At 31.3% G+C, this 13,322-nt stretch carries 16 protein-coding genes; 11 read left to right on the forward strand and 5 right to left on the reverse strand.

The annotated features are described in order from the left end of the window. The first annotated feature begins 22 nt into the window (after nt 1–22). From AAHN03_RS06730 to AAHN03_RS06775, 10 genes are all read left to right on the forward strand, one after another. Complete coding sequence (locus AAHN03_RS06730; RefSeq protein ID WP_342278569.1) at nt 23–193, forward strand: hypothetical protein; 171 nt, start codon at nt 23–25, stop codon at nt 191–193. A 68-nt stretch (nt 194–261) separates the two neighbouring features. Continuing rightward, nucleotides 262–1,545, forward strand: coding sequence for a Ulp1 family isopeptidase (locus AAHN03_RS06735; RefSeq protein WP_342278570.1), 1,284 nt, complete (start codon nt 262–264; stop codon nt 1,543–1,545). 131 nt (nt 1,546–1,676) lie between these two features. After that, a protein-coding gene (locus AAHN03_RS06740) for an IS5 family transposase (protein ID WP_342278571.1) occupies nt 1,677–2,518 on the forward strand; the annotation gives its coding sequence in 2 pieces (ribosomal slippage) (nt 1,677–2,049 and nt 2,049–2,518; 843 coding nt in all). Nucleotide 2,519: 1 nt separating this feature from the next. After that, a complete protein-coding gene (locus AAHN03_RS06745) occupies nt 2,520–2,732 on the forward strand; it encodes a hypothetical protein (protein WP_342278572.1) in 213 nt (70 codons plus the stop codon). 588 nt (nt 2,733–3,320) lie between these two features. Further along, nucleotides 3,321–4,496, forward strand: a complete 1,176-nt coding sequence (locus AAHN03_RS06750; protein WP_342278573.1) for a nucleotide sugar dehydrogenase — start codon at nt 3,321–3,323, stop codon at nt 4,494–4,496. Further along, the gene (gene wecB, locus AAHN03_RS06755) at nt 4,493–5,605 is read left to right on the forward strand and encodes a non-hydrolyzing UDP-N-acetylglucosamine 2-epimerase (RefSeq protein ID WP_342278574.1); all 1,113 of its coding nucleotides are present in this window, start codon (nt 4,493–4,495) and stop codon (nt 5,603–5,605) included. Before AAHN03_RS06750 ends, wecB begins: the two co-directional genes overlap by 4 nt. Then, the gene (locus AAHN03_RS06760) at nt 5,593–6,699 is read left to right on the forward strand and encodes a glycosyltransferase family 4 protein (protein WP_342278575.1); all 1,107 of its coding nucleotides are present in this window, start codon (nt 5,593–5,595) and stop codon (nt 6,697–6,699) included. Before wecB ends, AAHN03_RS06760 begins: the two co-directional genes overlap by 13 nt. 118 nt (nt 6,700–6,817) lie before the next feature. Beyond that, complete coding sequence (locus AAHN03_RS06765) at nt 6,818–8,461, forward strand: glycosyltransferase (protein WP_341760882.1); 1,644 nt, start codon at nt 6,818–6,820, stop codon at nt 8,459–8,461. 78 nt (nt 8,462–8,539) lie between these two features. Next, on the forward strand, nt 8,540–9,463 hold the full coding sequence (locus AAHN03_RS06770) for a radical SAM protein (protein ID WP_341760883.1): 924 nt from the start codon (nt 8,540–8,542) through the stop codon (nt 9,461–9,463). After that, nucleotides 9,460–10,164, forward strand: coding sequence for a hypothetical protein (locus tag AAHN03_RS06775; RefSeq protein WP_341757692.1), 705 nt, complete (start codon nt 9,460–9,462; stop codon nt 10,162–10,164). Before AAHN03_RS06770 ends, AAHN03_RS06775 begins: the two co-directional genes overlap by 4 nt. On the opposite strand, the gene AAHN03_RS06780 is transcribed toward AAHN03_RS06775, so the two are convergent. The 4 genes from AAHN03_RS06780 to AAHN03_RS06795 form a co-directional block, all read right to left on the reverse strand. Beyond that, on the reverse strand, nt 10,147–10,935 hold the full coding sequence (locus AAHN03_RS06780) for a 2-phosphosulfolactate phosphatase (protein WP_341762364.1): 789 nt from the start codon (nt 10,933–10,935) through the stop codon (nt 10,147–10,149). The two genes, AAHN03_RS06775 and AAHN03_RS06780, sit on opposite strands and share 18 nt — an antisense overlap. Before the next feature lie 259 nt (nt 10,936–11,194). Next, complete coding sequence (locus tag AAHN03_RS06785; protein WP_341762363.1) at nt 11,195–11,497, reverse strand: HigA family addiction module antitoxin; 303 nt, start codon at nt 11,495–11,497, stop codon at nt 11,195–11,197. Nucleotides 11,498–11,517: 20 nt separating this feature from the next. Next, nucleotides 11,518–11,796 carry a type II toxin-antitoxin system RelE/ParE family toxin gene (locus tag AAHN03_RS06790; protein WP_341760887.1) on the reverse strand — a complete coding sequence of 93 codons (279 nt, stop codon included), beginning with the start codon at nt 11,794–11,796 and terminating at the stop codon, nt 11,518–11,520. A 384-nt stretch (nt 11,797–12,180) separates the two neighbouring features. Then, the gene (locus tag AAHN03_RS06795) at nt 12,181–12,315 is read right to left on the reverse strand and encodes an ATP-binding protein (protein WP_342278576.1); all 135 of its coding nucleotides are present in this window, start codon (nt 12,313–12,315) and stop codon (nt 12,181–12,183) included. A 277-nt stretch (nt 12,316–12,592) separates the two neighbouring features. Here AAHN03_RS06795 and AAHN03_RS06800 point away from each other — a divergent pair, with 277 nt between their 5' ends. After that, the gene (locus tag AAHN03_RS06800; RefSeq protein WP_341760889.1) at nt 12,593–12,739 is read left to right on the forward strand and encodes a hypothetical protein; all 147 of its coding nucleotides are present in this window, start codon (nt 12,593–12,595) and stop codon (nt 12,737–12,739) included. Nucleotides 12,740–12,781: 42 nt separating this feature from the next. Here the strand turns inward: AAHN03_RS06800 and AAHN03_RS06805 are convergent, their stop codons facing one another. Next, on the reverse strand, nt 12,782–13,078 hold the full coding sequence (locus tag AAHN03_RS06805) for a hypothetical protein (protein WP_341762362.1): 297 nt from the start codon (nt 13,076–13,078) through the stop codon (nt 12,782–12,784). Nucleotides 13,079–13,322 lie beyond the last annotated feature (244 nt).

A 13,322-nucleotide genomic window follows, 5' to 3' on the forward strand; every position in this document is an offset into this window, starting at 1 on the left:
TCGACAAGGTAATTATTTTGATTTGAATGCAATAAGTAAAGCCTTGAAAGTAACTATCACTGTACATTTTAAGGATAAACCTAATTGTAAACCAGTGGTTATTGGTGAAAAGCACAGTAACGGATCAGGCAATAAAGTGGTAGAGCTTGATTATAAGGATGCTCATTATACACCACATATAAGTAGAGGATAAGACTAAGATACAGTCAACTGGTGCGAATAATTGTTTATTTGATTCCCTAGCTGTTCAACTAGATCATCTTGGTTCGTTGGAAAGCAATTTATAGTAGTGGTGAATTAATTAAAATAGCTGATAAAGCAAAGAATAGCTTTAAACATAAAGTTTTTAGGAAAGTTATGGCATTTCTAGAGTCAATTGATCATGGAGTTCCACAATATCTATATGAAAAAGGTCAGTCTATTTGGTTAATGGGAGGAGCAACAAATGCTGATCGCCTTGAAAATGGACTAGACCTAGAATTTTCCATTTTTGGTGGTTCTTATGGACAATTGAACAAAGAGTTTGGTGGTATACGGCAAGGACATACTGAAATTAATCACGTGCCACCACAAGCTTCATACCAAGACACCCCATATTCGGAAATTAAATCACAACATATGCCAGCTATAGCAATGGAGCTAGTACACCATCGTAATGAAGCAGGCTCTCTTGGTGCAGCTTCCTCAACTGGATCAGAACCATATAGAGATATGCTTAAGAAGTATTTGATACAGGGAAAATTTTGGGAGGCTCTAAAAGTAGATTGCAACGATGTATTAAATACTCCTAAAGGAACTAAAGGAGTAGTTCGAGATTATTACGCATCATCAATCGTAGAGATGCTTAACTATATAAAAAATACAGATGTTCCAAATGCTCCAAATATTGTTGGAATACCTAGAGGACGCCTGATTAATGAAGAACAATATTGGCAAATAATTTATGATTTAAATCTAGAAGGCTTTCTAGCGAGGGAAGATCAAAGTAATGCAACTGGTAATGGTTTAAATGATTACGATTACTTGAATTACTGGAATGAATATAGCAAAGTAGCTATGGAAGCATTATTACAACTCAGGCTTGAAAGTGCTAACTTGGATAAATATAAAATAATCAGTCCAAATTATGTATGGGAAGGTTTTGAGGATGAAGGGGAAAAATTAATTAATGAAATTATCTCTAATTTAAAGGCAACTAAAGATAGATTATTAGTACCACTAAATTTATATGGTAAACACTGGGTAGGGATTGTAATAGAAAAGACTGCTAGTGATATCAACATTATTTACATGGATTCAGAACAAAACACTATACCAAGTTTATTGAAAGTGCAATTAACTCACCAAATGTCAACCACATACCCCGGTTATAGGGTCAATTTGGTAGAAACAGAGCTAGAACCACAAAAATATAATAATTGCGGACCAGAAGTAATCGAGAATTTACTCAGTTATTTAACCCATGGTGATCGCTTACCACAAGAATGTACAGTTTTAGGACATTCATTATTACTAGAAGATTTATTACTAATGGAGCTGTCGTGACGAATAAGTCAATCATTTAATTTGTAGTTGTATTTTTTAATTCCAATAAATTTTGTCTAAGAGCTTGTCCTCAAACTAAAATTAAGGTATGATGAAGTGAACAAAGTATTATTAGTAAGAAGTATAAAAGAATGAGCAGAAAAAATTATCCAACAGATTTAACAGATGAAGAATGGTTAAGGATAGAGGGGTTGTTTCAAGTATCGTATGTAAAGGGAGGTAGACCTTTAAAACATAGCAAAAGAGAGATTTTGAATGCAATTTTTTATGTATTACGTACTGGGTGTCAGTGGAGATATATGCCGCATGACTTTCCAATTTGGAAGACAGTATATGAACAATTTAGAAGATGGAAGAAGCAAGGTGTATTTGAACGTATGAACCATGAACTTATCAAGGATGTTAGAAGAAAATTAGGTAGAAATGAGTATCCTAGTGCTTGCATAATAGATAGTCAGTCTGTCAAGACAACAGAAAAAGTGGAGCTAAAGGTTATGATGGAGCTAAGAAAATTAAGGGCAGAAAGAGGCATATTATTACCGATACACAAGGCTTTGTGTTAGGTTGTTATGTCGGTTCTGCGAATGAGAATGATCGATACGGAGCTACAGTGCTACTCAGTAACATGCAAAAAGAGTACACTACTATTAAACAAATGTGGGCTGATATGGGGTATCAGTCTAAAGATTTAAAGGGTCTCATTAAGGAAAAGTATAACATAGATTTAGAAATTGTTAAACGACCAGTGTGCAGATTTTGGATACCAAAAAATACACCACTAGAACTATTGCCAACAAGGGAAGTTGGGTTTAAAGTACAGCCAAGGCGATGGGTTGTTGAGAGAACCTTTGCTTGGATAAATAGAAATAGAAGGCTCTCCAAGGAGTATGATTTTCTTACTGATTCTAGTGAAAATATAATTTTTTTGGCTATGAGTCGATTACTTCTTCGTAGGATTACTTCTATTACTTAGTTTGCGGACAAGCTCTAACTCCGTTATTTTATCTAGAGTGCTAGATAAATATGGAAACCTTGCCAATAATAAAAAATTTTTGACAATACTAAAGAAAATATCGCCAGTTGCTTGGCATCATCATATTCATTTTCTCGGTCAATATACGTTTTACAATAAAGGTAATTCTATAAATATAGGTGAAATAATGAAAGATATCGAATTAACTTATTAATACATCTAGCAATCTACTTGCTTTGTAAATTAAATGCTAGTAAATAACCATTTATTGATTTGTGCTGCAACGACCAACAGCAGAGATAAAAAGTAAATATAAACTTGTCAAACAACTAAATCTTCCATCGTGGGAGAAGGCATACAAAGGCTAAGCTAAGATATTAACCTAGGATTATGAAGACTATATCTTATTCTCATGACTGTCAATTAGTAATTTCAATTCTGCTCGTAATCAAAAAAATCTGGGGTTCTATGTCAGAACGCCTACTTATACAAGTAGTGTGATATTGTTACAACTAAAAACTTATTCTTACAATTTTCTATATTATTTTTCTTATTATCACTAGTAAAATTATTAATTCAATTTTAATATAAATTACTTATCATTTAACTTGACGGTGTAATATAAAGTTTTCAAAAAGAAAAGTATCTTATACCAGTACTCATTCTTGGTAGTCCTTTTGTCTTTGGAAAACGAATATTATCATACATTTTGTTCATAGAACCTAGAGAGTTTAATAAGTGCAATTTAATGTTGCATAAATAGTGTAAAATAATTTTGAAAATGACAGTTTAAGCCAAAATTATGAGTAAAATGGATAAAAAAGTTTGTATTATAGGGTTAGGATATATAGGTTTTCCTATTGCTTGTGTTTTAGCAAATTCAGGTTATTCAGTTCTCGGGGTAGATATTGATGAAAAGGTAATATTGAGAATAAATACAACTAATCATATTACTTTTGAAGCAAAAGTAAAAGATTTATTTATAAAAGGAATGCATGATGGGAATATCAAAATATCTACAAAGATTGAACATTCCGATATTTATATAATTACTGTACAAACTCCTTTAAATTTAGAAAACAAACCAGATATCTCTTATATAAATGCAGCAATTGAATCTATTACACCTTATCTTAGAACTGATAATTTGGTTATTATTGAATCAACATGTCCGATAGGAACAACCGAGATAATGGCTAAACAACTTCGAGCTGTTTGTGCTAATATATTTGTAGCTTATTGTCCAGAAAGAATATTACCTAGTAATATTCTTAATGAATTAATACATAATGATAGGGTTGTAGGGGGAATAGACAGACAATCTGGGATACGAGCATCTGATTTTTATAGATCATTTATTCATGGTGGGATAGAAGTTACTGATTCAAAAACAGCAGAAGCAGTTAAGCTTGCAGAAAATACCTATCGTGATATTAACATTGCTTATGCTAATGAGTTATCTATGATTGCTGATCATATTAATATAAACATAAATGAATTGATTTGGTTAGCGAACAAGCATCCTCGTGTAAATATTTTACAACCAAGTCCAGGTGTGGGTGGTCATTGTATAGCTATAGACCCGTACTTTTTAGCAAATGCAGCACCTAGATTTGCCCAATTAACACTAAAAGCAAGGGAAGTTAATATCAATAAAACTAATTGGGTAATTCAGAAAATAAATAAAGTAGCAAAAGAAAATAATGTTAGAACCATAGCTTGTTTAGGTCTAACTTATAAACCTAATGTACCTGACACTAGACAATCACCGGCTATCATAATAACTGAGACTCTTAAACAAGAATTTGATGTTATTGCTTTTGATCCATATGTTAAAAATATAAAATCAATAAATTATTTACTAATAAAAGCAGATATGGTGGTTGTGTTAGTTGCTCACAATGAATTTTTGGATATATCTAACCATTTGTTTCATGAAAAAATTTTTCTTGATTTTACCGGAGTATTTATAAAATGAAAACAGTAATGACAGTAATAGGGACACGACCTGAGGCGATAAAACTTGCCCCTGTTATTACAGCTTTTAAGGATAATAAGTATTTTAAGAATGAGATATGTATAACTGGACAACATACATCTTTACTTGATTCTTTGCTTTTAGATATGAACATTAAAGTCAGTTATCAATTTGAACCTATAGAAAGTAATGGTTCTCTTTGCCAAAGCACAGTGCATATGTTATCACAATTTAGTAATATATTAGAAAAATCAAGACCAAATTTAATTATTGTTCAAGGAGATACTACAACAGCTTTTGTAGCAGCCCTTGCTAGTTTCTATTTGCGTATACCATTAGCACATATTGAAGCAGGTTTGAGGACAGGTAATATATATTCACCATGGCCTGAGGAAGTACATAGATGTTTTATAGATAAACTTAGTACTTATTTTTTTACGCCAACCAATCAAGCAAAAATCAATCTTATCAAAGAAGGGGTACAAGTTGATAAAATTTGGGTAGTAGGTAATACATCCATAGATGCAGTAAGACTTATTAATAACAAATTATATAGATTGGAAACAGATTATAAATCAAAATTTATCTTAGTTACAATTCATAGAAGAGAAAATCATGGTGAAGTGCTAAAGGAAGTTTGTAATGCTTTACATAATATTTCTAAACGGTTTTTAGATATAAAAATAATATTTTGTTTACATCCTAATCCTTCTATAAGTAAGGCTGTGAAGAAGTTATTATCAGATATAGATAATATTGATTTAGTTTCACCAATAGATCATGTTCTATTTATTAAATTGCTAAAAGAATGTCTTTTTGTAATAACTGATTCTGGAGGGATACAAGAAGAAGTAACATTTATTGGAAAGCCTGTACTCATTATTAGAGATACAACTGAAAGATTAGAAGTAATTGAAGCTAATACAGGTATATTAGTAGGAACAAAATCAGTTAATATTATAAAGAATTGCAATAATTTATTAAAAAATCCGAATTTGCTGGCTGCAATGTCAAGAGTGCATTTTCCTTATGGGGATGGTTACGCAGCAGAGAAGATAGTTAATATCTTGGAACAAGAATTTAAAAAAGAAACTATATGCAAAAGTTAGGTATTCTATTTTTTGCTGATCGTCTTCCTCCATTAATCGGTGGCATGGAAATGCATGCCAAATATTTTACAGAATATTTCACTACTCATTCTAGGTTTCCTATTTTGAGTATAATTACAAAAAATGCTGAAGGGCAAGATTGTATTATATTAAACAAAGAAACTAAACCAATAAATTTAAATAAATTAGATAATGTATTTAATCCAGTTATTATATTTTTTAATAGTGGGCGATGGATAGAAGATCTTAAACAACTTCGTAATATATTTCCAAAAACTAAATTTATATACCGTACAGGTGGTAATGAAATTTTGAAAGCTTCTTTGATTAGTGGAAAAATGTCAGAATATATTATGCGGCGATCATATTGGGTTGATATTTTAAATGATACTGTAGATTTATTAATAACCAATTCTACTTACACGGAAAATCGTTTAAGTAAAATTGGTATAAAATGTCCTTTTAAACGTTTTGTAGGTGGAGTAAATATATCTGCATTAAAGGCAGCAAGGATTTTAGATAATAAACCTTTTACTATCTTCTGTGCCGCTCGTTTTGTTCCATATAAAAATCATTCATTAATGATATCTTTGGTTCATGAGTTAGTGTTAAGAGGCTATAGCTTTAAGTTGAGGTTAGCCGGGGAAGGTTCTTTACTTGAACAAATAAAAGGACTAGTAGATAAGAATGATCTGAGTTCAGTTGTAGAATTTCTTGGAGTACTCGAAAATGAAAAAATATGTGAAGAGATTATCAATGCAGATATTTACATGCAATTAAGTTGTGATAAAGTAACAGAAGTTCCCGGTGGTTCATATATTCATTCAGAAGGAATGGGACGTTCTATTTTAGAGGCTTTAACAGCAGGAACTTTTATAATAGCTGGTAACAGTGGTGCTTTGCCAGAGGTTATTACAGCCGATCGTGGATTACTGGTTAACTTCAATGATTTTCAACAAATAGTTAATCAGGTTGAACAGATTTTAAAATATCCTCAAGTTAGAAAGCCTTTGGACGATAAATTTTGTTGGTTAAAAATTTTTAAAGGTTATGAAGAATTATTTAAGGATATATCTAACCCGATAAGGGTTTAGATATAAAAATTTCTTTTACCAACATATTTTGTTTAATCAATGATTTTTGTAAGTATTTACATACAGAATAAAGTAAATCTTTTGTTACCAAATCCTAAAAGTAAAGGTGTATCTAAACATGAAAATATTATTAGTTACAGAAAAATTTAGTCCTGATAAAACTCAACGTGATGGTGGAGCTAGGTTGGTAGATACCCTAAAACGAGGTTTTAAAAATTGCTTAAGCATAATGCAATTTGGTGGACAAACCAATTCGTCAGCAACTTGGAGTTTTGATTATCCTGTGAATTTGGATAATCGGTTTGAAAAAAGGCTTGCTAATGCTGAGTTTATTGCAAAAAAAGTAAAATCTGTTGAACAGCAATTTACTCATATAATTTTTATCCATATATCAATGCAATTTGGGTTTATTGATATTAAATTACGGGAAGAGATAAAAACATGGACATTCCCTATGTTTTTGACGCCTTCTTACCAAGCATCTGGCGAAAACGTACCATCCAAATATACAGAAATGGAGTTTTTGACTCTAGCTAATACTCAAAATGTCTTAACACCAAGTTACTTGGAAAAAAAGCAATTAATAGAATTTTATGCAGTTTCGAAACGAAAGATTCAAGTAGTTCCAAGAGGTGTAGATACAAGTTTACTTATACCTAAAATTCGTTTTTTTAATAAACTACCGGTATTTTGTAGTTTAGGTAGCATCAAGCCTCAAAAAAATACTCTTGGATTAATAGATTTATTTGCTAAAGTGAAAAACAGATTCTCTGAGGCAACACTCCGTATCATTGGCCCAGTTCAAAATCAGGAATATTATAATGCGGTTAAGAATAAAATTAAAAAATTGGGACTTGATAACATTATAGAATTAACCGGCTATATACCTCCAGCTAAACTTGCATCGGCTATTGAAGATTCACACATTCATATCTCTACCTCAGCTTGTGAAACCTTTGGTCGCTCAATCTTTGAAACTCTTGCTTCTGGTATACCGAATATAGCAAGAATACAAAATAATGCTGCCGCTGAATTCTTATCAGATTTACCTTATGCTAAGTTCGTAAGTAATAATAATGAAGCACTAGATGCTATTGAAGAAGTGCTTAATAATCTACCTAAACTATCAGAAATGTCGCTTGAAATTGGTAAACTTTATAGTGATAAAATACTTGAGAGGTTACTTGTAGCAAAAATTCATAATAAAAAAGCTGTAGCTATAAGTGATTTTGACGGTACACTTTTTCATAAAAATGATTATGAAAGAACAAAAAAATGCATGTCAAAATTCCAGCAATTTTCAACAAAAATTATATGTAGTGCACGTTCACTTAATGATTTGCTTAAAGAGATTAGGCAGAACAATCTAAAAGTAGATTGGATTATAGCCTATAGCGGTGCTGTAATTGCTGACGGTGAAGGTAATATACTATTTATTACCCCAATTGATTTGAAAGATATTAAAAAGTTACAATCCTTAGTTCCAAAAGCAAGGAAGATAACTGTGTCAAAACAAGTTGTGCAAATGTCTATGCCAATAAGTTTATTACTAGATATTTTTGATTTGCATGTTGAAATTTATCAAGAAATAGCTTTTGTAGCTAATTGGCAGTCCTCAAAATTACGTGCAATTCATAGACTTTTAAATCATATTAGTTGGTCTGGAACAGTTGAAGCATTTGGAGATAGTGAATACGATAAAGAATTTTTAACTTACTTTGGTGGAAAGTTTGTTAAAACTATTAATAGAGTTCTTGTGTAATTAAACGATCGCTTAATTACACAAGAACTCTATTAAGGTATCAAAAAAATTAGTAGCTTAATAAAAACGGAGGAATGTATGAGTGATTCATATTACAAAGGCTATTGGATGATAACAAATCGTTGTAATTTAAGATGCAGTTATTGTGTACTTGAAGATGCACCGCATCAGCTCAAGGCAGAACTTAATCTAGAAGCCAAGAAAGAATTAGTGAGCCATTTGTATCACAAACTTAACTTTCGCCGTCTTACATTATCAGGTGGAGAAGTAATTATTTTTGGTAAACATCCACCAAAGGAGTTCATTGAGTTACTTCGTCATATTCGAAAATTTCGTTCAGAAGATCCAGCTAAAAACTTAACTATAGAGCTTTATACCAATGGTACTTACTTAGATGAAAATGTTGTTAATGAAATGCAGGGAGTAGTCGATATTGTTGCTGTTACGATTGATAGTACTGAAGATAGTTTTTTGACAGAAATTGGTAGAAATTTTGGTGGATATAAGGAGTATTATAAAAATATTATGAATAAATGTAGCTTAATTTCAAAGGCTGGTATTGAATTAAAGTTTCACAGTGTTATTAGTACTAAAAATTATTTAACATTACCGAGTCAAGTTAAAGATATTCTTAATTCTCTAAAAAGTGCAGGTGGTAACTTATCATGCTGGAAATTTTATCAGTATATGTCATACGACAACCCTGAAAAAGATAATGCCCATGCAATCTCAACTAAAATGTATGAACAGTTTAAGGATAGTAGTATGGAAGCCTTATCAGGAAGAAGAATAAGTTTGCATTTTAAGGATAATAAAGAAATGGATGCTTCATTATTTAATATCTTGTCTTATGGTAATGCACAATATATGAGAGATGATGATACATGGTCAACTAGTAAACGTACCGAAGACTTGCGTTCTTATGGTTCAATGTCAGAATTATTTGCAAAGCATGATATTAACGAAGAACGTTTTCGTAAATTTCATGAGATGTGCTTATGAGTGTTATAGTAACTGTTGACCTTGATTGGGCATGTGAACCTGCTATAGAAGGAATCTTAGCTTTTTTAGAAGATAAAAAGATTACTCCTACTATTTTTAGTACCCATAATTCATCTATAGTAGAAGCCGTTATAAATAAAATTGAAATAGGACTCCATCCGTATTTTGGTACAAATTCATCACATGGTACTACAATTTCAGAGGTAGTAAAGCACGTTATGGATTTGCCTCATAATTTGGCAGCTTTCCGTTGTCATCGGTTTGCCACATGTAATTTATCTAAGCAAGCTATGTTTGAGGCAGGTATGTTAATATCATCAAATGTATGTACGGATCTAGAAATAATTACTCCTTTTAAAGATCGGTTTGGTTTTCTTGAAGTCCCTATTTCTTTGGAAGATGGTGGATATTTGTGGCGTAATCACCCAATGCAACTGGATGAAAGGTTGCGGAATATTGTTTTGAATCAAGCAACAAAAGTTATTACTATTCACCCTATGCATTTTGCTATAAATACTCCCTATTTTGCTTACATGTATGATATTAAACAATCAGTAAGTCGGGAAGAATGGAAAAATATGACTAAATCTACCCTTAATAAGCTTAAGTGGCAAGGATATGGGATTAGAAATCTAATTATTGAACTATTAGGAATAGTACCGGAAACCTTACCTTTAAGAACGTTAATTACCACGAGTTAGGATTGCATAATTATCCATAATAGTTGCCTTGATTATAAAATTGAAGTGGTCTATTTTAAGACACCGAAAAAAATCTTCTTTAGGATATTGCCACTGGTCTTGAGAAAAAAAGTATTTGCCTGAACTTTCTCGAAGTATAGACAAAAATTTAGTCAAATTTGTCTTTTTTCCATTAATGAGATCTTTAATATATTCAGCACAAACATTATCTTCTAGGGAAGGAGTTGTACCCTCATGTCCCATAGGAATTATTATAACTTTTGCATTTGATAGTGTTTTAATATATTCGGCAGTTGCACCTGCATTAACAAAACCTGCGGCAAGTATTATATCTGCTTCCTTAGCAAGAAGAACTCCCCAAGCCCCTGCTTCTGTCCTATGTAATACACTTCTACCAGCTATAGTAACAGCTCTAACTCTTGTTGGAGAATTTGGAATATCATAAATGAGATCTACTCCTTTTTCTGATTTCCCAATTAATAAAGGGTTATTGAAATTTGTTGCCAAACGAGAAATGATAGTACTTTCTTTTGCCAGCATATATATTGTTGGATTACGGTCTAGGACATAAGCCGCTGTAGTAAAAGCACGAAATACATCAATAATTACTACCACCTGAATTTGGTGCTTTTTATTAAACCTTAATTGTGTTGGTGCTATTATATATATTTTTTGGCAACCTGAGTCACATAGTGAGGTCATCTTTTTTTTTTGTGTACAACCACTAAATATAAATAATATAATAATCACTAAGTAATGATATTGTTTCATAAGAAAAATTTAATTTTATTTAGTTTTTAAATCCTAATTACATATGTTGTACTTGCATGTATCTTAACACTAATAAGTCTATTCAAGACCATTCAAAAGCAGAGGCAAAGCTAAATTTGAATTAGAAATCTACATCAAATCATTGGACTTATATCTTTAAGATGTACTTTAAATTGGTAAATCTTAGTATTGTCAGACATATAAAAGCAATTTGACCTAATCACAACTTGCTCTATGATTAGATTTTTAGAATGAATGTTTAACTTGCTACAGATAAAGTACGTATTTTTTGTTCTGTGGTCTTCCAATCGTTATCTTCGGCAAATTCCAAATCGTATTGATTCTGCATGTTCATCCACCAGCGAGGATTCACATTAAAGTATTTCCCAAGCCTTAGAGCAGTATCAGCTGTGATAGAACGATGGTGTTTAATTATATTATTTATACGGCTAACAGGTACACCAATATCACGAGCTAGTTGGCTTTGACTTATTCCCATAGGCTCTATAAATTCTTCAAGAAGAATTTGACCAGGTGAAATAAGGGATAATTTCTTTGTCATAGCTAATACCTCTTAATAAATTAGTGATAATCAACAATTTCTACATCGTAAGCATTTCCGTCATACCAAACAAAACACACACGCCATTGCTTATTGATACGAATACTATATTGGGTTTTACGTACACCTTTAAGAGCTTCTAGACGATTTGAAGGCGGAACACGTAAATCTTCTAAATTAATGGTTGTATGCAACATATATAATTTTTTGCGTGCCTGCTCGCCAAAAGCCTCAAAACGTTTAACTAGTTCTCTATTATGTAATTTCTCAGTATGTTTACATTTAAAACTTACAATCATTTTATAACATTATCAGTTTAACTTCAAGCATTATAACATTTACTATCAGTAACATTTACATTAATTTTCATGCCGGTACACGTTAGCATTCGTATCTTAATTATTTGTGGTTAGGCGATTTAAAGTATCATACAAAGTAGAACGTTTAATGCCAAAGTTTCTACAGATAGAAGCTTTGGTTTTGCCAACTCTTAAAGCTTCTTGGATTTCTTGTAAATTGTAATCAGGTTTTGCCCCCCTATTGTAATGAACTATTGCCCCCCCTAACCGCATTAAAAATTAGTTAATTTAAGCACTTTTTAATTTAAATTCTAATCGAATCTAAATTAAAATTTAGATAATATTTAGTTACACTCAATTAGTGATTTTCAATTATAGTTTTTGCTAATTTACATCTTTTCCACCTCTAAAACTTTTATTACCGGTTTCTATGATGTGATAATGATGTGTCAGTCTATTGATAATTACTTTTGTTGCTTTAGCATTACCAAATATATCACCCCATTCTTCAAATCTCAAATGGCTAGTGATGATAAGCGAAGACTGCTCATATAATTTAGCAAATAGCCGAGTAACCCACCCCTACCTAGGTGTAGAATAGGGGGTAGTATGAGGGGGCGGTATGCCCCCTTCTTAAACCCCTTTATAATAAAAAAGATGGTAAAGATTTATATAAGGTGGTGAAATAATAGATATAGTCAGTTCATTTAGTTTTTGCTAACTGCGTGCTTATACATTGACTTTCGTCAATGGGTGCGTTTAAATAATGATGTGTACAAATCGAATACAAAAACTTATGAAGTTATTGGGAATAATAGACTTAGCTAAAAGATGGAACTATACTAAGCAAGGGGTGAATCAAAAAATAAAACAGGATAAAAATTTTCTAAAACCAATAGCTATAATTAATAAAAATACACTAGGTTCTTATATCATAATTTAAAGATATAAGAACCTAGTATTACATATTTTTTAATTAATGTTTTTAAGAACGCTCTCTTTCTAGTGTTTCAAGCTTACTCAAAACCATTTTTACGTACATTTCTATTTGCTCTAAATGAAAAGTTGTATGTAACATATGTTCTTCTCTTTTAATACTAAGGTTTATCAATTCTTGTAGCTTTTCAAATAAGGATAAAACCTCTTTTTTTTCATCATTAAAGACAATAGAGGTATTATTAGTACTAAGACTAAGGTAGATATGTTTCAGGAATTTCAAAGAAACTAATATAGATAATCCTTCAATAAGGATAAGTGATATCGTAATTATTTGGTACAACATATTAATTACCTCTATAATCTTTGTTAAAATAAAACACAAAGTGAAAGTATAAGAGGTTTCTATAAAGAATGAAGTTGATTTAACGGGTAAGTTTATTTATCATATTGTTTAACCTTGTTAACTATGGTTGAGACTGATTAACACATTTTGTGTTAATCAGTTTGTACTAAGTCTTCAGATATTTTTCGGTGGTCAAACTTTGAAATATGAAGATTTAGTACAGGACATTAGCACTCTAAGCAGA

Origin of the sequence: Candidatus Tisiphia endosymbiont of Myopa tessellatipennis (assembly GCF_964031105.1) — a bacterium.
Lineage (GTDB): Bacteria > Pseudomonadota > Alphaproteobacteria > Rickettsiales > Rickettsiaceae > Tisiphia.

Bases quoted from the DNA above. Each gene is read 5' to 3' on its own strand.
- AAHN03_RS06750 (WP_342278573.1), top strand. From the start codon at position 3,321: ATGAGTAAAATGGATAAAAAAGTTTGTATTATAGGGTTAGGATATATA.
- AAHN03_RS06780 (WP_341762364.1), bottom strand. From the start codon at position 10,935: ATGAAACAATATCATTACTTAGTGATTATTATATTATTTATATTTAGT.
- AAHN03_RS06785 (WP_341762363.1), bottom strand. From the start codon at position 11,497: ATGACAAAGAAATTATCCCTTATTTCACCTGGTCAAATTCTTCTTGAA.
- wecB (WP_342278574.1), top strand. From the start codon at position 4,493: ATGAAAACAGTAATGACAGTAATAGGGACACGACCTGAGGCGATAAAA.
- AAHN03_RS06770 (WP_341760883.1), top strand. From the start codon at position 8,540: ATGAGTGATTCATATTACAAAGGCTATTGGATGATAACAAATCGTTGT.
- AAHN03_RS06765 (WP_341760882.1), top strand. From the start codon at position 6,818: ATGAAAATATTATTAGTTACAGAAAAATTTAGTCCTGATAAAACTCAA.
- AAHN03_RS06805 (WP_341762362.1), bottom strand. From the start codon at position 13,078: ATGTTGTACCAAATAATTACGATATCACTTATCCTTATTGAAGGATTA.
- AAHN03_RS06760 (WP_342278575.1), top strand. From the start codon at position 5,593: ATGCAAAAGTTAGGTATTCTATTTTTTGCTGATCGTCTTCCTCCATTA.
- AAHN03_RS06775 (WP_341757692.1), top strand. From the start codon at position 9,460: ATGAGTGTTATAGTAACTGTTGACCTTGATTGGGCATGTGAACCTGCT.
- AAHN03_RS06790 (WP_341760887.1), bottom strand. From the start codon at position 11,796: ATGATTGTAAGTTTTAAATGTAAACATACTGAGAAATTACATAATAGA.
- AAHN03_RS06800 (WP_341760889.1), top strand. From the start codon at position 12,593: ATGAAGTTATTGGGAATAATAGACTTAGCTAAAAGATGGAACTATACT.